At 51.4% G+C, this 22114-nt stretch carries 18 protein-coding genes and 1 tRNA gene; 10 read left to right on the plus strand and 9 right to left on the minus strand.

The features are described from left to right. Positions 1–150 precede the first annotated feature (150 nt). The 3 genes from ACQ0MK_RS07570 (at position 151) to ACQ0MK_RS07580 (ending at position 3509) form a co-directional block, all read left to right on the plus strand. Positions 151–226: transfer RNA gene (locus ACQ0MK_RS07570), tRNA-Asn, on the plus strand. Between the two features lie 72 nt (positions 227–298). Further along, positions 299–616: a hypothetical protein gene (locus ACQ0MK_RS07575; RefSeq protein ID WP_430475501.1), complete on the plus strand. Its 318-nt coding sequence runs from the start codon at positions 299–301 to the stop codon at positions 614–616. A 202-nt stretch (positions 617–818) separates the two neighbouring features. After that, a complete protein-coding gene (locus tag ACQ0MK_RS07580; RefSeq protein WP_430475502.1) occupies positions 819–3509 on the plus strand; it encodes a bifunctional acetate--CoA ligase family protein/GNAT family N-acetyltransferase in 2691 nt (896 codons plus the stop codon). Between the two features lie 119 nt (positions 3510–3628). Here the strand turns inward: ACQ0MK_RS07580 and ACQ0MK_RS07585 are convergent, their stop codons facing one another. After that, on the minus strand, positions 3629–4612 hold the full coding sequence (locus ACQ0MK_RS07585) for an HAD-IIA family hydrolase (RefSeq protein WP_430475503.1): 984 nt from the start codon (positions 4610–4612) through the stop codon (positions 3629–3631). A 481-nt stretch (positions 4613–5093) separates the two neighbouring features. Between ACQ0MK_RS07585 and ACQ0MK_RS07590 the strand changes: the two genes are divergently transcribed. Continuing rightward, the gene (locus tag ACQ0MK_RS07590) at positions 5094–5252 is read left to right on the plus strand and encodes a DUF1127 domain-containing protein (RefSeq protein WP_350041910.1); all 159 of its coding nucleotides are present in this window, start codon (positions 5094–5096) and stop codon (positions 5250–5252) included. Between the two features lie 109 nt (positions 5253–5361). On the opposite strand, the gene ACQ0MK_RS07595 is transcribed toward ACQ0MK_RS07590, so the two are convergent. Then, on the minus strand, positions 5362–6879 hold the full coding sequence (locus ACQ0MK_RS07595; RefSeq protein WP_430475504.1) for a malonate--CoA ligase: 1518 nt from the start codon (positions 6877–6879) through the stop codon (positions 5362–5364). A 170-nt stretch (positions 6880–7049) separates the two neighbouring features. Continuing rightward, positions 7050–8216: a type III PLP-dependent enzyme gene (locus tag ACQ0MK_RS07600; RefSeq protein WP_430475505.1), complete on the minus strand. Its 1167-nt coding sequence runs from the start codon at positions 8214–8216 to the stop codon at positions 7050–7052. Between the two features lie 232 nt (positions 8217–8448). On the opposite strand from ACQ0MK_RS07600, the gene ACQ0MK_RS07605 reads away from it, so the two are divergent. Then, complete coding sequence (locus ACQ0MK_RS07605) at positions 8449–9936, plus strand: aldehyde dehydrogenase family protein (RefSeq protein WP_430475506.1); 1488 nt, start codon at positions 8449–8451, stop codon at positions 9934–9936. 351 nt (positions 9937–10287) lie between these two features. Beyond that, positions 10288–11508 carry a threonine ammonia-lyase gene (locus ACQ0MK_RS07610; RefSeq protein ID WP_430475507.1) on the plus strand — a complete coding sequence of 407 codons (1221 nt, stop codon included), beginning with the start codon at positions 10288–10290 and terminating at the stop codon, positions 11506–11508. A gap of 90 nt (positions 11509–11598) precedes the next feature. On the opposite strand, the gene ACQ0MK_RS07615 is transcribed toward ACQ0MK_RS07610, so the two are convergent. After that, positions 11599–12081: a flavin reductase family protein gene (locus tag ACQ0MK_RS07615; protein WP_430475508.1), complete on the minus strand. Its 483-nt coding sequence runs from the start codon at positions 12079–12081 to the stop codon at positions 11599–11601. A gap of 251 nt (positions 12082–12332) precedes the next feature. Here ACQ0MK_RS07615 and motA point away from each other — a divergent pair, with 251 nt between their 5' ends. The 4 genes from motA to ACQ0MK_RS07635 all read left to right on the plus strand — a co-directional run bounded on the left by motA (position 12333) and on the right by ACQ0MK_RS07635 (position 16327). Then, entirely contained in the window at positions 12333–13187 is an 855-nt protein-coding gene (gene motA / locus ACQ0MK_RS07620) for a flagellar motor stator protein MotA (RefSeq protein ID WP_350162683.1), read from the plus strand. Positions 13188–13229: 42 nt separating this feature from the next. Beyond that, positions 13230–14186 carry a flagellar motor protein MotB gene (locus tag ACQ0MK_RS07625; RefSeq protein ID WP_430475509.1) on the plus strand — a complete coding sequence of 319 codons (957 nt, stop codon included), beginning with the start codon at positions 13230–13232 and terminating at the stop codon, positions 14184–14186. A 121-nt stretch (positions 14187–14307) separates the two neighbouring features. Continuing rightward, positions 14308–15066 carry an arginyltransferase gene (locus ACQ0MK_RS07630; RefSeq protein WP_430475510.1) on the plus strand — a complete coding sequence of 253 codons (759 nt, stop codon included), beginning with the start codon at positions 14308–14310 and terminating at the stop codon, positions 15064–15066. A gap of 166 nt (positions 15067–15232) precedes the next feature. After that, entirely contained in the window at positions 15233–16327 is a 1095-nt protein-coding gene (locus tag ACQ0MK_RS07635; RefSeq protein ID WP_430475511.1) for a TRAP transporter substrate-binding protein, read from the plus strand. Between the two features lie 205 nt (positions 16328–16532). Here the strand turns inward: ACQ0MK_RS07635 and ACQ0MK_RS07640 are convergent, their stop codons facing one another. The 5 genes from ACQ0MK_RS07640 to ACQ0MK_RS07660 form a co-directional block, all read right to left on the minus strand. Then, positions 16533–17906 (minus strand): TRAP transporter large permease, encoded by a 1374-nt coding sequence (locus ACQ0MK_RS07640; protein WP_430475512.1) that lies wholly within the window; start codon positions 17904–17906, stop codon positions 16533–16535. Then, positions 17906–18451, minus strand: a complete 546-nt coding sequence (locus ACQ0MK_RS07645) for a TRAP transporter small permease subunit (RefSeq protein WP_430475513.1) — start codon at positions 18449–18451, stop codon at positions 17906–17908. Before ACQ0MK_RS07645 ends, ACQ0MK_RS07640 begins: the two co-directional genes overlap by 1 nt. A 240-nt stretch (positions 18452–18691) precedes the next feature. Further along, positions 18692–20935 (minus strand): DNA topoisomerase IV subunit A, encoded by a 2244-nt coding sequence (gene parC / locus ACQ0MK_RS07650; RefSeq protein ID WP_430475514.1) that lies wholly within the window; start codon positions 20933–20935, stop codon positions 18692–18694. Positions 20936–21066: 131 nt separating this feature from the next. After that, on the minus strand, positions 21067–21822 hold the full coding sequence (gene recO, locus ACQ0MK_RS07655; protein WP_430475515.1) for a DNA repair protein RecO: 756 nt from the start codon (positions 21820–21822) through the stop codon (positions 21067–21069). 9 nt (positions 21823–21831) lie between these two features. Next, positions 21832–21999: a hypothetical protein gene (locus tag ACQ0MK_RS07660; protein WP_430475516.1), complete on the minus strand. Its 168-nt coding sequence runs from the start codon at positions 21997–21999 to the stop codon at positions 21832–21834. Positions 22000–22114 lie beyond the last annotated feature (115 nt).

Raw genomic sequence — 22114 nt, forward strand, 5'->3', positions numbered from 1 at the left:
CCTACCCCACGATTAACCCAAAGGCGCACCAGACCTTCTCACATGGAAAAAGACGTCCTTTTGGCCCGATTTTCGCAAAAAAGGTCTTGCGGCGCTCCGACTGTTTGATTATACACCTGCCACGCGCTTCAGACGGAGTGCAAAACCTGATCCGGCATAGCTCAGTTGGTAGAGCAAATGACTGTTAATCATTGGGTCGCAGGTTCGAGTCCTGCTGCCGGAGCCAATTAAAAAAGGGACCGAACATTTCGTTCGGTCCCTTTTTCTTTTAGCACGTCTCAAAATGGATCAGATCGTCATGAAAACCGTGAAAATTGAATTGCGCGAAGTCAAACTTGGCATCCTGTCTGGCGCGACCAAAGGTTGGTTTATCGTTGGCGAACAAGACATTATTCACGGCATGGCGCATCCGATTGACGGTGAACTGTTCACCATTTCATCGACGACCGATCCACGCATTCAGGCGTTCGGCTGGTGCCCAATGTTTGATAGCCTGGCCCACGTGCAAAATGATCTTGAAATTGCATTGGCAATGTCATCTGCCGCCGAAGTCGAAGAATGGATCGAAGAATCTGAACGGTTTGACGACGAAGGTCATCAGGGTCATTTGCACTAACTCCTCCTGCCCTTTGGCGGCAGCGACACAAAACTTTGTCACCGCAATGCTTTATTGATGCACAGCAAATCAATATACTTGTCCTTGGCTTAATATCGCGCAGCCTTACACATGGTATGCTCCCATATCCCGGCAATCATCGTGTCTGGTCATTACGCGGCAGATACCCCTGCCGCCCACAGGACAACGCGGGAAGACGGCGATGAGCACAATTAACCTCGACCACTTGTTCAAACCAAAATCGGTCGCCGTGATTGGCGCATCAAACCGTCCTCATTCGATCGGGCATGTCCTGATGAGAAACCTTTTGGCGGGCGGATTTAACGGGCCGATCATGCCGGTCAACCCGCGCAGTCAATCCATTGGTGGCGTTTTCGCCTATCCCGACGTGAACAGTTTGCCTGTGGTGCCCGAACTTGCCGTAATTTGCGTACCGCCAAAGGCCGTCATTCCAGTCATGGAATGTTTGGCTGAAAAAGGCTGTCTTGCCGCAATTGTTCTGACAGCCGGGCTTGGCGCTGAACAACATGACGATGGCCGCACAATCAAACAGGCCATGCTTGATATCGCAGCAAGCAAGAAGATGCGCCTGCTTGGTCCAAATTGTTTGGGTCTTATGGTGCCCGGCATCGGCCTGAATGCAAGTTTCAGCCATCAAAGTATTGGCAGCGGCAAGATCGCGTTTGTTTCACAGTCCGGCGCCCTTTGCACCGCCGTTATTGATTGGGCATCAGCGCGCGGGATCGGGTTTTCTCATTTCATATCGCTTGGTGAATGCGATGACGTCGATTTTGGCGATGTGATCGACTATTTGGGTTCTGATCCCAACACCCGCGCGATCATGCTGTACATTGAATCAATCCATGAACGCCGAAGCTTTATTTCAGCAGCCCGGGCAGCATCGCGCAACAAACCTATCCTATGCATCAAATCGGGACGATTTGCCGAAGGTGCGGCAGCGGCAGCATCACATACGGGTGCGCTTGCCGGTGCGGATGACGTCTTTGATGCCGCAATCAAGCGTGCAGGTGTTTTGCGTGTTTACACAGTCAGTGAAATGTTCTCTGCGGCTGAAACGCTTTCACGCATGCGTCCCTTCCGCGGTGACAAGCTTGGCATTGTAACCAATGGCGGCGGGATTGGCGTTTTGGCCGTTGACGCCTTGATTGAGCGGCAAGGCCATCTTGCCCAGCTTGAAGATGCGACAATTTCATCCCTTAACGAAGTTCTGCCACCAACATGGTCGCATGCGAACCCGGTCGATATCATTGGCGACGCGACGGGTGAACGTTACGCTGCTGCAATCGACAAAATGCTGGCCGATCCAAACATCGACAGCTTGCTTGTCATGCATGCCCCGACCGCGATCACGAACCCGGTCGAAGTTGCGCAAGGTGTGATCGACAAGATCAAGAACAGCAAAAAGAACATTTTGACCAATTGGGTCGGTGAAGCCACCGTCGCCGAAGCGCGAAATATGTTCTATGCCGCTGGTATTCCAACATATCGCACACCAGAAAATGCCGTTGCTGCGTTTCAACATATGGTCAATTTCCGCAAGTTGCAGGACCTGTTGATGGAAACACCTCCATCCGTTCCGCGCGATTACACACCCGAAACGGATAAGGCGCGAAGCATCATCCATGCTGCTATCCATGCGGGCCGGGAAATGCTGACGGAACCAGAAGCCAAGGCTGTTTTGGAATGCTATGGCATCAACACAGTTAAAACCCTGGCCGCCAGCACGGTTGATGAAGCGGTTAATACAGCAAACGACATCGGATATCCGGTCGCCCTTAAAATCCTGTCCGATGATATCAGTCATAAATCAGATGTCGGCGGTGTCGCGCTGAATTTGGAAAGCAGCGAAGAAGTCCGAAATGCGGCGGTAAAAATGCTGCGCACGATCAAAAAGAAATTCCCGGATGCACGTCTTCGGGGCTTTACCATTCAGGAAATGGTGAAACGATCTGGCGCACGTGAACTGATTGTCGGCATGACGACGGATCCAATCTTTGGCCCGGTCATCCTGTTTGGTCACGGTGGTGTCGAAGTTGAAGTCGTGCGCGATCGGGCTATGGCCTTGCCCCCTCTTAATATGAAGCTTGCCCGCGAACTGGTTGAAGGCACGCGGATATACAAGCTGCTTAAAGGCTACCGCGATGTGCCGCCAGTTAATCTTGAAGACCTGTTCATGACACTGGTGCGCCTATCCCAACTTGTTGTCCATCTTGGAGAAGTCATCGAACTTGACATGAACCCGCTTCTTGCCGATCAGAACGGTGTGATCGCACTAGATGCCCGTATCAAGGTCACCCCAAAGGTCATCAGCGATGACCGACGCCTTGCCATTCATCCTTATCCAAGGCATCTGAAGCAGGAATTGGTGATGGATGATGGAACGACGTACTTGCTACGTCCGATAAAACCCGAAGACGAACCAGATCACTATGAGTTCATGTCTAAACTCACCCCGGAAGACATTCACTTTCGGTTCTTTGGCTCTGTACGGGAACTACCGCATTCCGAAATGGCGCGCCAGACGCAGCTTGACTATGACCGCGATATGGCCTTCCTCGCGATTGTGCCAAACGGACCGGAAGAAGGCCAAATTCACGGCATGGTGCAAGTCGTGATCGATCCCAACAACGAACATGCAGAATATGCCATTATGGTGCGCTCCGACATCAAGGGGCGTGGCCTTGGTCGGGTTCTGATGGAACAGATGATCGAATATTGTCGCAAGAAAGGTACTGAAACCTTTATTGGGCAGGTCCTGCCCAATAATCGACGGATGCTGTCCCTTTGCGAAAAGCTTGGCTTTAGTCGTAAGTTCATTCCCGACGAAGATGTATTTGAAGTAACCTTACCGCTTCAACGTGATCCGCACTGACGGTACACATTACCCAAAACGTGAAAAATCCCGGCGCAATGCCGGGTGTCAGCAGTCTGAAAGGACCTCGAAATGAGACCCTTCTGCTATTCTCATGGCTATGTTGAAATAACGAACGTTCAGGCGCCACAGCTTGCGATTTGTCCTGCCCCGGCACGTTCATCATCGGCAATGCCGTGACCAATCGCGCGCGCACAGAAATGCGGACGCAGACCTGAACGGGAAAACACATCTTCAATGTCCTGGCCATCAAGGAAACCACCCTGATGCACCAGAAGGGTCTTGATCCCCGATGCCAGCCCGCCAAGCACATCGGTGTGAACCGTATCGCCAACCATCAAGACCCGGTTGCGATCGACATCCGGGTGACGGCGCAGAACTTCTTCAAACACGTGATGGTACGGTTTACCGACACATTGCGGCATTACCCCGCAGGCATCCGCAGCCAAATGCGCAAAATATCCTGATTCAACAGACAGGAATTCACCCATTGGTGCGCAAATATCGGGATTGCCGACAAGAATCGGGCGCGGGTTATCGATCAGACTTTGTTGCAGCATTTCCTGCTGCTGATCAGACCAGTTTTCCGAATCAATCAGAAGAAAACCACCAACCGCATCATATAATCCGCGATCCGCCGCCAATGGCTCCACACGATCAGGCAGAACATGGAACGGCCAATCAGCTGGCGCCATTGCCCCCCAATGCGTGATGTCGGCATGCTCCTTCATCAAAGGTGCGACAAATTGCTGGCTGCTGATCAGATTGCCATTGTCGAAATCAAACCCGCGCTTGCGATGTCGGGCCAGAATTGCATCGGCTGAACTTGATGCATCGTTGGTAACGACCGCAATCTTTTTCCCAGTATTCTGCAGTGTCGCAATGGTCTTGACCGCACCGGGAATTGCGGTCGGGCCACTATTAAGCACACCAAATGCATCAAACACGATCAGATCAAACTGATCGGCAATCGCCAGAAGATTATCGACATAGTCCGTTTTCGTCGGAACAGCATCCGCGGCAACACTGGGCAGGCGCGGTGCATAGTGCAGATATGCTTCAATTGCCTGCGTAAAACTAAATCGCGGCCGATTGATGCTCATGGTCGATTCTCCTGATTATGCTCTTGGCATCGCAAATTACGGCGTATTCAAACCGATAATGGTGCGAATTACACCCCAATTTATTCCCCGAACAATAAAGTCGGAAAATCAACCGAAAGGTGTCACGCAACTTCATTAGCCATGCATTATGCGCATAGCAATAAAAGATGCAAAATCTATATTCCATGACAGGATTAAAGCCAATTCGTTGCAATTTGGTGACTTTCTGCGCTTTCCAAGCCGCTGCCATGCAAAAAATGCATTGGAACAATACAGTAATCATCCGTAGATTGCCCTCACGAAATGAATGGGACGTATCGACTGGCAAATGCGCTGAGAAGCAGATGATCATTCGATACATTGAAAACGAACCGACACGTCAAACCAGTTAACTATTCCGTTTGCGGAATACCTTCGGTGAGAACATGCCGGTTATCTGAACAGACGCCGATGAATCGGCCGGTTTGAAATAGGTGATGAAATGATCGTAACTAAAATCTTTGCTTTCCTTCGCGCTCTTCGTGTTCAGTACCAGACCCAGGTTGCGCTGCGTAAACTTGATCCGCGCGAACTTGCTGACATTGGTCTGAACTACGACATGATCGACGATGTAGCACACCGTGTTGCTTTCGGTCGCTAAGCCAAGGCCATAGCGTCTTAAGAAAAACCCCGGCAGTTTTACCGGGGTTTTTCTTTGTCTACATTTCCGAGTTTGGTGGCGACATACCCTCGCCCGTACCAGCTGGCGATTATTTGGTGAAAAGCGCCTTATAGTCTTCACGCAGAATATTCTTTTGCACCTTGCCCATGGCATTGCGTGGCAGTTCATTCACAAAGAACACTCGCTTTGGCACTTTGAAATTTGCCAACTGGGATTTGATCGATCCGATCACTTCATCTTCTGACAGCGTGTCTTTCTGTTCCGGCACAATCACGGCAACGACCGCCTCGCCAAAATCCGGGTGCTGGACGCCGATCACGGCACTTTCCACAACGCCATCCATCTTATCGATCAGTGTTTCGATTTCTTTCGGGTAGATGTTAAACCCGCCAGAAATCACCAAGTCTTTGGCTCGTCCAACGATATGGACATATCCCTTGGCATCGATCATGGCGATATCGCCGGTAATGAAGAAACCATCGCTGCGAAATTCTTCTGCGGTTTTTTCGGGCATTTGCCAATATCCGGCAAAAACGTTCGGTCCGCGCGCTTCCAGAACACCGATCTCATCCGTGCCAAGAACATTGCCCTCTTCGTCACATACCCGCACATCAACATCGGGCAAGGCCGGACCAACGGTATGAACAATGCGCTCATCATCAAGCGGATTGGATGTCGCCATACCCATTTCGGTCATGCCATAGCGTTCGAGCAATGTCTTGCCGGTACGCTGCACAAACGCGGTAAATGTTTCGGGCAACAAAGGGGCTGAGCCTGAGATAAACAACCGCATGTTAGCGCTAACATCGGCAGTAAAGTCACCGCCTGACAGCAAGCGGACATAAAAGGTCGGAACCCCCATCATGACCGTGCTCCGCGGCAATAACGCCATGACCTGATCGCGATCAAATTTCGGCAGGAAGAACATCTTTGAACCCGACAGCATCACACAATGACAGGCAATGAACAGGCCATGCGTATGGAAAATCGGCAAGGCGTGCAGCAATGTGTCATTGCGCTCAAACCCCCACAGTTTTTCAAGGGTCGATGCGTTAGACCACAGGTTCATCTGGGTCATCATCGCCCCTTTGGGCTTACCTGTTGTCCCTGACGTATAAAGGATCGCGGCAAGATCATCGTCAGCACATTCAACAGCGGGAAAGTCTTCGGCCTGAGGTGCCATATCATCGATCAGGCTTCCATCCGCCTCCATGCCAAGAGTCAGAACGTGTTTGACACCCTGTGCATCTGCGATGGCTTTAACTTCTTCTGCACGATGGGGCTGGCAGACAAATATGACTGGCGATGCATTGCCCATGAAATAGGCCAGCTCACCGGCCTGATAGGCGGTGTTAAGCGGCAAATAAACAAGGCCCGCACGGATACAGCCAAGATAAAGGAACAAGGCTTCGGGGGATTTATCGACCTGAACAGCAACCCGGTCGCCCTTTTTCGCACCGCGTTCGGTCAGAAGCCCGGCGATTTTGGCAGAATACGTATCTGCATCGCCGTAACTGTATGTTTTTCCCGTTGGCGTTTCGATCAGCACCGAAGACAGGTCTGCTGGAAACCGGCTGCGGATACGCATGAAAAGGCTGTTGGTCACTGTGCTGTTTCCCCGATGAATTGTCTTTTGACCGGCTGATCTCTTCACCGGTCTGTGTTGCGGGCAACATAGTGCAATCAACCCTTATCGGTAAACAAGTACCTTTTTACCGGGATGAAAATTTTGGGAAAGTTTGGCGGGCACATCCGCGCCCGCCAAAGAATATTACCCTATGCAACGTATGGGAATTCACCGTCGACGAACGGGAATGCTTCGCCAACCGTTACCTGAACATCCGGATAGAACCCGTTGAAATGAGTTGCAAGTGCGTTGCTATAAGCACCGATATGACCAAATTCGATCCAGTCGCCTTCGCGAATATCGGCCGGCAGATTAACCGTTGCCGGAAGCACATCCATATTGTCACAAGTCGGGCCATAGATTGTGAATTCAAGCGTTTCATTCTGATCAAATTCACCGCCAATGCGCATCGGACGTACGGGATAGCGCAACTGACCGGTGACTGTTTCCGACAGACTGCCATAGACACCGTCATTGATGAACAAGGTGTCTTCTTTGCGCAGATGAACCTGGGTAATCAGCGACACACCGCTTGATACCAACGCCCTGCCCGGTTCGCACATAAAGGTCGTCTCAGGCATATCAAGCCAACGGATGCAGTCCTTTATCTCGTCCATGATTTCTTCAAGTGCCGGGCCGCGTTGGTTCATATATTGCCCCGGAAAACCGCCGCCAACGTCAATATGTTTGACCTTCACACCAGAGAAATCGACAACTTGGCGGATCAGTTCAATCGCAATACGATAGCCGTTTGCCGTCGTACATTGCGACCCAACATGGAAGCACAACCCGGCTTCATAGCCGAACGCCTCAACCTTTTTAAGCAACTCAGCCGCCACCATCGGACGGGCACCGAATTTTGCGGACAGATTATAGGTTGCCCCTGCTGGCGGTGTCGCAAGGCGGACATGAATAACAAGCTTCTTGTCGCCTTCGGTTTCTTCGCGAATTTTATCAAGTTCTTCTTCGGTATCAATTACATAGTGATCAATACCAAACACCCGATGGGCATTGCGAATGGCATCGCGGCTTTTGACCGGATGCATGTAATAAGCTTTCATGCCCGGGAACTGACGACGCACCAACGATATTTCTTCTGGTGATGCGGTATCAAAGTGCCTGACCCCGCCTTCATGAAGGTATCGCATGATTTCCGGATGCGGGTTGCATTTCACCGCATACAGGACGTCACCGGGGAACATTTCGACAAAGCGCTGCGCTGTTTCTCGAAGAATATTAGGTCTAAGGCAATAGACCGGATAGGAAGGTTTGAGTTCCTTCACAACATCGAACGTCGTATCGAAATGACGTGGCATAAATACTCCATCGTTTTCAAACATCAGGCGCCCAGACACGTACCGCCGCCGGGCTGGCCATTCAGCTTTCTCAGGGTATCAGCCCTTTACCAACCTGTCATGCCCCTTGACGCGAATTGATCTTGATATTGTGGACTCCTCCCGATAAATTGGTAAACCAATACCAAATAACCAATATCATGTGCCCCACGCTCATTTGCGCACCCGCACACCAACATACAGGGAGCCTAAAATGCCCATCGATCCGATCCTTGATCCGACCACCTTGGCCGCAGAACTTTCCGGCTTTCATCTGATCAATGGAAAACTTGTCGCCCCGAAAAACGGCAAAACCTTTGACGTTCTTAATCCCGCCACCGGAAAAGTCATTGGCCAGGCCGCAGATGGCGATGCCGAGGATGTTGGAATTGCGGTTGCTGCGGCAAAGGCTGCGCAAAAGGATTGGGCCGAACGCCCTGCCCGCGAACGCGGTAAACTTGTTGCCGAATGTGGTCGTGTCTTAACCGCCCATACCGAAGAACTTGGTCGGTTGGTTGCCCTTGAATCGGGTAAAGCCCTTCGTACCGAAAGCCGGGTCGAGGCATCCGTTCTGGCGGATATGTTTGTCTTCTTTGGCGGTCTTGCATCCGAGCTTAAAGGCGAAACCGTTCCGTTCAATCCGAACATGATGACATTAACCACCCGCGAAGCCGTTGGTGTTGTCGGCGCGATCATTCCTTGGAACGTGCCAATGATGTTGATGGCGATCAAGGTTGCCCCGGCATTGGTTGCCGGCAACGCAGTGGTTGTGAAATCGGCCGAAGACACCCCACTTGCCGTCTTGCGCGTGTGTCAGATCATGCAGGAGATCCTCCCTGCTGGCGTCTTTAACATCATTTCCGGATTTGGCCCCACTTGTGGTGGACCGTTGGTCGAACATAAAGATGTTAAAAAGGTTTCCTTCACCGGGTCCGTTGAAACCGGTCGTACCGTTTATCGTGCAGCAGCAGAAAAGCTTATTCCGGTTACCCTCGAACTTGGTGGCAAGTCCCCCATGATCGTTATGGATGATGCCGATCTCGACAAGGCAATTGCGGGTGCGGTTGGTGGCATGCGCTTCACCCGTCAGGGACAAAGCTGCACGGCATCATCGCGTATTCTGGTTCATGAAAAACTTCATGATGCCTTCGTTAGCAAACTGATTGATAAGGTAAATGCCCTTAAGATGGGCAACCCGCTTGATGAAGAAACCGACATCGGCACCATCATCAACCGCAAACAGTTCGACAAGGTTTGTGGCTATATCGATATCGGTGAAAAAGAAGGTGCGACCAAGAACGAACTTAGCGCCCTTCCAACTGACAGCAATCTGGCCGATGGTCTGTTTGTCCGCCCGGTGATCTTCACCAATGTCGACCCCGATGCCCGGATTGCGCGTGAAGAAATCTTTGGCCCGGTGGCCTGTGTCTTCAAGTTCAAAACCTTTGAAGAGGCACTGGAACTGGCCAATGACAGCGACTTTGGCTTGGCCGCGACGGTTTGGACGACAGACCTTAAAACCGCACTGCAGGCGACCAAACGTCTTGAAGCAGGTTTTGTTCAGGTCAACCAGAACCTTGTCGTTCAGCCAAACCTGTCCTATGGCGGGATCAAGCTTTCCGGCCTTGGCAAAGAAGCATCGCTTGAAAGCATGTTAGAGCATTACACCTACAAGAAGACCGTTATCCTGAATATGGAATAACGCCAAGCATCCCCAAGCCAGGCGTTACTTGAACCGGGTTGCGCGAAACGCAACCCGGTTTTTCTTTTGCGGACCTTGACCTTCGCGCCTTAATCCGCAAAGCTGCCTTTCGAAATCCTATCCGTAATCCAGAAAGTACATGGCTATGTCTGCATATACTGACATCCTCGCATCGCATTCCCGACCGACGCTTCGTGCCGGTGCGATGGCCATGATTATGGGGATTTCCGCCCTGCAAATGTGATCCCTGTCATCCGAGGATGACAGGTCCGGTTAAATACCGTTTCTCACCAACACATGATATTATTGCCATCACATCACACAGATGATGGCCGCAGGAGCATGGAAATTATGGCTGTTTCCTATCACGACATTGTACGCGCATCCGGTTTATTAGAAGGCATTGTCGCCAAGACGCCTTTGGTAAAATCGTTAACACTTTCAAATATTTGCCAGGCTGAAGTTTATCTTAAACTTGAGAACCAGCAATATACGGCGTCCTTTAAGGAACGTGGCGCTTACGTCAAACTGGCAAGTCTGACGCCGCAAGAACGTGAAAAAGGTGTGATTGCCGTTTCGGCAGGCAACCACGCGCAAGGTGTTGCATATAATGCCAAGCGCCTTGGCATTCCGGCCACCATCGTCATGCCGAAAAACACCCCCTACACCAAGGTCCATCACACGCGCTCACACGGTGCCGAAGTTGTTCTGATCGGAAATGTCTTTGCCGAAAGCCTTGAGGCTGCCGGACGCATTCAGCAAGAACGCGGCCTTACCTTTGTTCATCCGTTTGATGACCCGCATATCATTGCCGGACAAGGAACTGTCGGGCTCGAAATCCTTAATGAAAATGTCGATATCGATACGATTGTTGTGCCGATTGGCGGTGGCGGTCTGGCCTCTGGTGTGGCCACAGCAATCAAGTCACGCCGTCCCGACATTGAAATCATCGGCGTTGAAACCAAGCTTTACCCGAGCATGTATGAAGGCATTCGTGGCGATGAATTCACCGGCGGCGGCGTAACCATTGCCGAAGGTATTGCCGTTAAACAGCCCGGCGGATTGACGCTTGAAATTTGCAAGGAAAAGCTCGACGACGTTCTTTTGGTTGAAGAAAGTTCAATAGAACGATCGATTCAGATGCTGATTGAAATCGAAAAAAGCGTTGTTGAAGGGGCCGGTGCAGCCCCACTTGCCGCCCTGCTTGATCACCCGGAACGCTTCAAGGGTAAGAAAGTTTGTCTGATTGTCAGCGGTGGCAATATTGATACGCGTCTTTTGGCACAGGTCCTGATGCGTGGCATGGCCCGTCAGGGCCGGCTGGTGCGTGTGCGTATTGAGATTCCCGATGTGCCGGGCGCATTGGCGACCATCAGCACACTGATCGGTGAAGAAGAAGCCAACATCATCGAGGTTTATCATCAACGCCATTTCTATGACGTTCCGGCCAAACAGACCGATGTTGATATGGTTCTTGAGGTGCGCGATACCGTTCATGGGCAAGAGGTTATCGCCCGCCTGATCAAAGAAGGATTCGGCGGCCGCCTACTGGGTAACACATCGCTTGATTGACCCTGCCCTACAAACAAAAAACGGGCCGCTGGCATGACCGCCGTGGCCCGTTTTGTATTTATCGCTGATTTTCTATGTCGCGAATGCGCTTCAGCCTTCGAGCGCGCGGTAACGACCACCGTAATACAAAAGTGGTTTACCCGTTTGGCCCATCACCAGTTCCTGTACATGACCGACAATGATGCTGTGGTCACCCCCGTCGTGAATAGCGTGCCGTTTACAGGTAAAGGCCGCCAGACTGCCCTTTAGGCGCGGCATGCCCAAACTGTCACTTTCATACCCGATATCATCCCATTCGGTTTGCCCGGGTGCAGAAAACAGTTCCGATATGTTTTTTTGATCCTGATGCAAAATATTGATGCAGAACTCTGTGCATTCACCGGCGAATAGAGCATGCGTTGCCGCGCGCGCATCAACCGAGAACAAAACCAGAGCAGGATCAAGCGATACCGAGGCAAAACTATTGATGGTAATACCCGCTTTAGAACCGTCTTTTGCACGTGTCGTCACAACAGCAACACCAGTTGTAAACTGACCAAGACAGTCCCGAAAATCGCGCGGAGAGAATGACATATTGAAGAATGCTCTTACTAACTAAACATATTTAAGTGTGCCCCCGTATAAAGGCATGGGGAAAATGGCGTCTAAACCACGCGCTGTCAAACCTATCTCGCAGCAGATTTAAACGTGATGTTAATAAGATTAAAAGTTAATAGAGCAATGTGGATGGGGCATGCGTGTCATTTGAATACAAAAATGGCTCTGCATAATTGAACGTATCGTGACTTGATCCGGTATCGATATCGGCGTAGCGGGGAAAAATAGTGTTTCTGATTATCGGTTATATCATTGTACTCGGCTCGGTGCTGGGCGGCTATTTACCACACGGGTCATTTAGCATTCTCGTTCAACCGCTTGAAGTCCTGATCATTTTCGGTGCTGCATTTGGTGCGTTTTTGACAGCCAACCCACTCAGCGTCGTCAAACGGTCGTTCTCCTACACCCTGCGCGCCATGAAAGGCGCAAAGAAAAAAGCAGCCTATCTTGAGCTTCTTCTTTGCCTCTACGCTATTTTCCGTCTGGCAAAGTCAAAGGGTGACCTCGCCCTTGAAAGCCACGTAGAAAACCCTGAAGGCTCCAGCCTGTTTACCAATTTTCCGGTCCTGATGAAGGATCACCATGCCGTCGAATTCATGTGTGATTATCTTCGTCTGCTGACGCTTGGCACCACCAATCCATATGAACTTGAAGCCGTGATCGATCAGGAACTTGAAGCCCATCACGAGGACGAGCACGCTGTTTCCGATGCTGTGCAGACCGTGGGCGACGGACTTCCGGCACTTGGCATTGTTGCTGCTGTTCTGGGTGTAATTGTGACCATGAGCTCCGTGACAGAACCGCCGGAAATTCTCGGTGGCCTGATCGCGGCCGCACTGGTCGGGACATTCCTTGGTATTCTCGGCGCATATGGATTTGTCGCGCCGACCGCGTCCATCATCAAGAAAACCGTTGATGCCGATGCCAAATATTATAGCTGCATCAAGGCTGCGCTCATCGGACATATGCAAGGATATGCGCCGCAAGTTTCCGTTGAATTTGCGCGTAAAACTCTTCCGCATGACCTGCGACCCAGCTTTAAGGAACTCGATGAAGCCTTACAAGATGCGCCAACAGCTTGATTTTTGACTGAAATACTTCCGGCTTAGGGAAAAGCACGACGTATGCCTGATATCGTCATAAAGAAAATCAAAAAAGGTGGGCATGGCCACCACGGAGGCGCATGGAAAGTTGCCTATGCTGACTTCGTGACGGCAATGATGGCGTTTTTCCTGCTGCTATGGCTGCTTTCAAGCGCGACAGAGGAACAGCTTCAAGGGGTATCGATGTATTTCACCCCTGAAACCATTTCACAAAACGATTCAGGTTCCGGTGGACTGCTTGGCGGCACAAGCCTTGCCGAAGAAGGATCACTCCGTTCTGAATTTGGCTCTCCGACGGTTAGCATGGACATCCCGCCTGTCCAGTCCCCCGATGAACGCGAAGCCATTCGTGTCGCCCAGATGGAAGAACAGGAATTCAACGAAGCCAAAGAACAGCTTCTTGAAGCCATCGAAAACAGCGAAGAACTTCAGGGCCTGGAAAAGAACATCCGGGTCGAAGAAAACGACGACGGTCTTCGTATTCAGATTTTGGACGAAGATGGCACTGCAATGTTCCCAAGCGGTAGTTCAGGCATGGCCGAACACACCAGATTGTTGCTTGAGAAAGTCGCCAGTGTCGTTGAAAAAATGCCGCAAGATATTTCAATCGAAGGCCATACCGATGCGGTACCGTTTAGCCGCAATGATGGCTATTCAAACTGGGAATTGTCTGCAGACCGCGCACTTGCGACCCGTCGCGTGCTCGAAGAACTGGGGCTTAACACCGGACGGTTTGCCAAGGTCGCAGGGCTTTCCGATACAGACCCTCTTCTGCCAGAAGCCCCTGAAAATGAAAGCAATCGACGCATCAGCATTACACTGCTGCGCGGCACCGGTGAGCGATCTGAGCTTGGGACTGCACCACAAAATGGCGAAGCCGGGCCCGCAAACGCATCGCCTGCCGCTGTGCCAGAGCAACCTGCTGCACCAAGCAATACGCAGCGTCGTCCATCCTTCTCTGTCCCGTCACAGCCCTAAGCACATTCGCATTTGATAAAATTGAATGCCCTTTTATGCCAACGGCCTTTAAACTGTCATGAATAACACCTAATCTCATAGAATAGAGATGGTCGGATGTGATCAGGACTGAGAATACCAGATGACAGTTAATCAGCGGCGCCTAACGCAGCACTATTTTATGACCGCACCAATGCCGTGCCCCTATTTGCCCGGCCGGTTTGAGCGCAAGCTGGTGACAGAGCTTCGTGGTCCCGAAGCCAATAACGTCCACGACCTTTTGTCACGTTCAGGTTTTCGCCGCAGTCACTCCATTGCCTATCTGCCCGCCTGCAGTGATTGTAATGCCTGCATTCCTGTACGTGTTCGCTGCAACGAATTTGAAAGCAGCCGTTCCTTTCGTCGTATTCAAGGCAAAAACAGCGACCTTACCCGTACAGTTCTGCCACCTGTCGCCACACAGGAACAATACCAACTGTTTAGCATCTATCAGGATGCCCGACATGGTAGTGGTGATATGGCACGCATGGATGCGCGTGATTACCGTGCGATGATTGAAGACAGCACGATTGATACATCGATCTTTGAATATCGTCGTTCTGACGGCAGCCTGATCGCGGTTGCGCTGGTTGATAATCTGGCAGACGGGCTTTCAGCGGTCTACAGCTTCTTCGATCCCACCGAACATCGTCGTGGACTTGGCACTTATGTCATCCTTGATCTGGTTGATGAGGCCAATCTGCTTGATCTGCCACATATCTATCTCGGCTACTGGATCGGCGATTGCCGCAAGATGTCCTATAAAATGCGGTTTCAGCCCCTCGAAGGTTTCCGCAATGGTCAATGGGTATCAATGCAAGATGCCACGACTGACACGACATCAAGCAATATTGGCAGCTAGAGTTCCACACTCTACTTTCAGGCTAACCATATTATACTAAAGTTCAAATCAACAACTCGATCCCCGGTTGCCTACTTTCACAGACGCATATAAGCTGCGGTACAAAGTCGATTAACCGGCTTTGACATATAAATCATGAGCTTGCATCTTTGGGAGGCTGTAACTAATGAAACGTCGCCAATTTCTTTCTGGCGCTGCCGTAGCAGGTGCGACTGCTGCTGCCGTATCCACCTTCGCCAAACCGGCGATTGCACAGGACGTCCGTGAATGGCGTCTGGTCACGACCTGGCCCAAAAACTTCCCGGGTCTTGGTACCGGTGCGAACCTTCTTGCCGAATATATCACCAAGGCATCTGATGGACGTTTGAAAGTCACCGTGTTTGGTGCTGGCGAAATCGTTCCGGCATTCGAAGCCATTGACGCTGTCGGCAGCGGCACCGTCGAGATGGGCCACGGCGCGCCTTACTACTGGAAAGGCAAAGTTGACGCGACCCAGTATATCGCAGCAATGCCGTTTGGTCTGAACGCTCAGGAACAGAATGCCTGGTTCCAGTGGGGTGGCGGTCAGGAACTGGCAGACAAAGTGTATGCCGAACTGAACTGTAAGTTCTTCCCGTCAGGCAACACCGGCACCCAGATGGGCGGTTGGTTCAACAAGGAAATGAACACCCTTGCTGATTATCAAGGCCTAAAAATGCGTATTCCGGGTCTTGGCGGCGAAGTTGTCAAAGCTGCTGGTGCAAACGTTGTAAACCTTCCGGGCGGCGAAATCCCACCGGCACTGCAGTCGGGCGCGATTGATGCGACCGAGTGGGTTGGCCCTTACAACGATCTGGCATTTGGCCTCTATAAATCAGCTAAATACTACTACTATCCGGGTTGGCACGAGCCAGCGACCGTTCTCGATAACTTCATCAACCTTGATGCATGGAATGCACTTCCGGATGATCTGAAGGCAATCGTTGAGCAGGCTAACCGCGCTGTTAACCAGATGGTTCTGTCTGAATTCACCGCACGTAACAACCAAGCGCTTGATACCCTGCGTAACAAGCACAATGTCGATGTTCGTCCATTCTCTGACGACATTCTGACCGGTCTTGGTAAACTGTCGGGTGAAGTTCTGCGTGATCTGGTTGCTTCCAACCCGCTGTCACAGGAAGTCTTTGAAAGCCTTATCGCATTCCGTACCCAGTCGATCGCTTGGTCGAAATTCTCGGAATCCGCTTTCGCTCAGGCACGTATCCTGCCGTTCAAATACTAAGTTCTCCGTCTTATCGAAAAACGACAAAGGGCTGGCATTTGCCAGCCCTTTTTATTTGTGCCCATCACAATACAACAAACAGTCTGTGAGAGACTACCCTGCCCGATTCCAGCCTCGCTGATCTCATATCTAACCGACACCAAATGCAAAAAAAAGGCACCCGATTGGGTGCCTTTTTCATTGAAGTTTGTATTGAGCCGACTGCCTAGAACAGAACACTCGGCAGCCAGGTTGCCAACCATGGGAAAGCTGCCACAAGGCAAAGCCCCAGCATCTGGATCGCAACGAACGGAATGATACCGCGATAGATATCAAACGTTCTGATCGATGGCGGCGCTACACCGCGTAGATAAAACAGGGCAAAACCAAAGGGCGGTGTCAAGAAGCTGGTCTGCAGGTTAATCGCAATCATGATGCCAAGCCAAACCGGATCAATGTCCATCTTGAGCAATATCGGACCGACAATCGGAACCACGACAAACACGATCTCGATAAAGTCGAGGAAGAAGCCCATGAAGAACATCAAAAGCATCACAACCAGCATCGCGCTGAACACACCACCCGGAAGGTTGTGCAGCAGGTCTTCAACCAGCTGATCGCCACCCAGACCACGGAACACCAGCGAGAATACCGAAGCACCCAGCAGGATGACAAACACCATCGCGCTGACCTGAACGGTCTGACGGACAACATGGCGTAGAACCGCCATATCAAGACGCTTGTAGAACGCTGCGAGAACAATCGCACCAACCGACCCGAAGGCTGCGGATTCCGTTGGTGTCGCAATCCCGGTCAAGATCGACCCCAGAACCGCAACAATCAAAAGAGCCGGTGGCAAAAGCGCACGAAGCACCTCACCCCAAAGCCCTTTTGGGCGCTTGCCAACGACAAGGGCCGGTGCAGAATCCGGGTCAATGAGCGACTTGATGATGATCCAGCCGATATACAAACACACCAGCATGATGCCCGGAATGAAGGCACCTGCGAACAGGTCCATCACTGAAATCGGCTCTGGTGCCCAGTTACCGATCGAACGCTGTGCTTCGGCATAAGCACCCTGCAGGATATCACCGAGTAGAACCAGCACGATCGATGGCGGAATGATTTGCCCCAACGTCCCCGACGCACAGATGATGCCCGTGGACAATTTCGGATCATAGCCAGCTTTCTGCATCGCAGGCAGGCTGAGCAGGCCCATGGTGACAACTGTCGCACCGACAATACCAGTAGATGCTGCCAACAACATGCCAACGATCACAACCGAAATACCAAGACCGCCACGCATAGTGCCAAACAGCATCCCCATGGTGGTCAGAAGTTTTTCAGCGATACGTGCCCGTTCCAACATGACGCCCATAAAGACGAACAGCGGAATGGCGACATAAAGCTCGTTGGTCATCACACCGAAATAGCGTGACGGCAAAGAGCCCAAAAGCGGCATATCGAACGCGCCCATCGCATTACCGATAAGCGCAAATGCAAGACCGGTGCCCGCAAGCGAGAAGGCAACCGGAAAACCAAGAATAAGCACGCCGCAAGCTACGGCGAACATTACCAGGCTAAGAACTTCACCCGTCATTAAACGCCCTCGTGCTCTTCTTCATGGATTTCAAATTCTTTATGACCGGCAAGCACCAGAACGCTGCGCGCTGCAAGGGACATCCCTTGCAGCAGCATCAAAACGCAAAACACCAAAATCACAGATTTATACAGGAACAGACCCGGAAGACCGCCCGTCTCGTGCGACCCTTCAAGACGGTGCCAGCTGGTCACCACATACGGGTAGCTATACATCAAGATCATGATCACCACCGGCATCAGCAAAAACAGCGATCCGAACAGATCAACCCATGCCTTGTAGCGTGCAGATGCCGGACGATAAATCACGTCAACGCGCACATGCCCACCGTGCAAAAGCGTATAACCTGCGCCGACCATGAACATGATGCCGTAAAGCCACATATAGCTTTCCTGCATCGAAACCCAGCCGACCGCAAAGCCGTAACGCAATGTGGCAACCAAAAACGTGATCACCACCATCGGGATCACAAGCCAGGCTACCCCGCGACCAACCCAGTCATTAAGACTGTCTATCGCGTGGACGAAATTTCCCAGAAATCTCACGATTCACTCCCAAGCCCTTATTAATCTCACAGGAATATTGCAAGCTTCCTGCTAATCAGGTTGCGAAGTTACATTTTAACCATCAAAAACGCTATATCTTTTGGTACGCAATTCGCCCATTTCTGCGGAAATTTGCAGCATATGATGTTGTGAGCGACAAGTTTGACCAAACATGCTGATAAAAAAAGCCGGATGGTAAAATACCATCCGGCTTTTGACTTTGAATAATGCATGACGCCGTTATTCGAACTTGTTTGACCTTGGGAAACCGTTTGGTGGCATCCGTCCAGTTCCGGCACGCTTGCCAATCCATTCAGTAAGGTCGGTAACGGTGCGGGTTCGGCCTTCGCTGCCGCCCATCGCCCAACTTAGACCCTCTTCGGCGCTAAACAGGATCAAGTCCGAAAGACCACCTTGACGGTATTTCTGCAAGATCACACCACGGCCACGGGTCATTTCAGGAACTTCGGCCACCGGATAGATCAGAAGTTTTCGATTGTCACCAAGCACAGCCACATGATCGTTTTCAACCGGCATAAAGATTTTGGCGACTTCGCCCGTGCCAAGGTTAAGAACCTGTTTGCCGTTTTTTGTCTGGGCAATCACGTCTTTTTCAGCAACCTGGAAGCCACGACCACCGGAACTTGCAACCAACAGGTTCCGGCCATCCTTGTGAATGACCATCGAAACAATGTCATGTTCCTGGGGCAGATCAATCGACAGACGGATCGGCTCCCCATTACCACGGCCACCAGGCAGTTTATCGCATGACATGGTGTAGCAGCGCCCTGCCGTCGACAGGATCAGCAGTTTGTCGGTGGTAAAGGCCTTCAATGCAAAACGATGTTCATCACCGTCTTTGAATTTCAGATCACTGACATCGGCAACATGGCCCTTAAGTGCACGGATCCAGCCCATTTTCGAACAGACAACCGTAATCGGTTCGCGTTCAATCAGGGCTTCAAGCGGCACTTCGATTTCTTCAGGTTCATCGCCAATTTCAGTACGGCGCTTACCAAGTGCGGTTTTCTTGCCAAAGCTTTGACGCATAACGTCAACTTCGTTGCGAATTCTTTCCCAGCGCATTGTTTCGCTGCCAAGAAGGGCTTCAAGGCCTTCTTTTTCTGCGGTCAGTTTGGCGTGCTCGTTCTTGATTTCCATCTCTTCGAGCTTACGCAAAGAGCGCAAACGCATATTGAGGATCGCATCGGCCTGCACTTCGGTCAGGTCAAACGCCTTCATCAGGGCGTTTTTCGGCTCATCCTCAAACCGGATGATGCGGATCACTTCATCAAGGTTGAGATAGGCAACAAGATAACCTTCCAACACTTCAAGACGATGATTGATCTTGGCCAGTCGATGGTTGGAACGACGGATCAAAACTTCCTGACGATGCGCCAGAAACGCACGCAGAACTTCGCGCAAATTCATCACGCGTGGCGTGTTATCACCATCAAGAACGTTCATGTTCAAACCGAACCGGATTTCCAGTTCGGTGTTTTTGAACAGCATTTCCATCAGATGTTCTGGTTCGACCGCACGGGTCCGCGGTTCAAGAACAAGGCGAATGATATCAGTTGATTCATCGCGCACATCGTTCAGAAGCGGCAATTTCTTGAGCATCATCAGATCGGCGATACGCTCAACCAGCTTGGCCTTCTGGACCTGATAGGGAACCTCTGTAACAACAATCTGATACAGACCATGGCTCAGTTTTTCGACTTCCCACTTTGCCCGCAGGCGGAAAGATCCACGCCCCGTCGCATAAGCTTCAAGAATGTTTTCAGGTGGTTCGACCAAAACCCCGCCGGTCGGGAAATCTGGTCCCGGCACACAGCGCACAAGTTCGGCAATTGATGTATCTGGCTTATCAATAAGCTTGATCAAGCCTGCACAAAGTTCACCTGCATTATGGGGCGGGATATTGGTCGCCATACCAACAGCAATACCGGACGCCCCATTGGCCAGAAGGTTCGGAAAGGCCGCCGGCATAACAACCGGTTCCTGTTCCTCGCCATCATAGGTCGAGCGGAAATCAACAGCATCTTCGTCCAGACCATCCATCAACGCCGCGGCAACCGCGGTCATGCGGGCTTCGGTGTAACGCATGGCTGCTGCATTATCGCCATCAATATTACCGAAGTTGCCCTGCCCGTCGACAAGTGGATAACGCACGGCAAAGTCCTGCGCCAAACGCACAAGCGCGTCATAGACCGACTGATCACCATGCGGGTGATATTTACCAATCACGTCACCGACAACACGCGCGCATTTCTTGAACCCGTGTTCCGGGTTCAGTTTAAGCTGGCGCATGGCATAGAGAAGACGACGATGCACTGGCTTTAAGCCATCGCGCACATCAGGCAGAGAACGCGACATAATTGTCGACATCGCATAGGCGAGATACCGTTCGCTTAGCGCATCTGCAAGGCGGGTTTCCCTGATTTGACCGGCACTGGCCGGATCGGAAGTCTTTGTGCTCATGAACGATTTTTCTTGTTGTTTGGCAGAATGGACAGGTGCAAGTCCATTCGTGTTCCGAATGTCTTACGTTATTGGCAACATACTACGCCGGGCATGGGCGCGGTCAACATATGCCGAACAATTTGATCAATTTATTTTTCATCATCGGCGTTTAAACGCCAGACATGACTGACAAGACGGTCGCGGGCGGCAACCGGCTTGATGCCTTTTGCCTCAAAAATATCGCGGTGAATGAAAAACCCGGTCAATTTCAACCCATCACGCAACTGATCGCCAAAACCGGTAGTTTCACGCGCCTGTGATGCTCGACCCGATGCCAGAAACGCCGGTAAAGTCAAAAGACGGTCGCGATAGGCATTGCCGGCAGGTTCACTAACGGCCCGACCGCTTTTGGGCGAGACATAAGCCAGATCGGTCACTTCGTTCGTCGCGGCACACCGATCAAGTGCCAATCCATATCCCAATTCTTCAAGAAGACCGACTTCCCAACGGATATAGGATGGCAACCATTGCTCAGCCTTAAGGGCGCCAAGCAATGCAATCGTACCATGATACAAATCAGGGTGTGCTTCCCGTTCAGGAAGGGTCACATCCAACATGGCACAAGCCGAACTCATCGCCATCAAGGGGCCGGGTTGCAGCAAAATATCCGCGGCATGCGCCCCGGTTAACTCACAGCGGAATTGCCCGAGATGTTCGGCAAGCCTTGCAGACCACCCTACCCGCACTTCATTGCCCGGTTCCAGTGTGCCACGCATGGATTTGCTGGTGGCACCGCGTACCATGCCTGTATGTCGGCCATAATCACGGGTCAGAACAGACAGGCGGACCGAATTTTCACCCAGCTTGCGTGTCGAAAGAACAATGCCATCATCACGCCAGTCCATACATGCCCCTTAGAAAAATCCGCTGGGCACAATCAGACGGGTAACAAGAAAAAACATCCCAAGAAGGCAGGAAGCAAGACAGATCAGCGCGATAGCAAATACTGCCTTACGGGTCCATGAACGTTTTTCGTTGTCATCAATGGCATGATCAATCGGGTCGGTAGAATGGTGGGTCATCCGTTGGGACCTCCGCCCGTTATCCGCCAAAACAGACCCAGAAAAAAGACGCTGAGCGCAAAAAGAAGCGCAAGCAGATTAAGGGGTTTTTGCAAGAAAGACTTGTCACGTTCCG

The sequence above is a fragment of the Thalassospira lucentensis genome (genome assembly GCF_050516545.1).
GTDB lineage: Bacteria > Pseudomonadota > Alphaproteobacteria > Rhodospirillales > Thalassospiraceae > Thalassospira > Thalassospira lucentensis_C.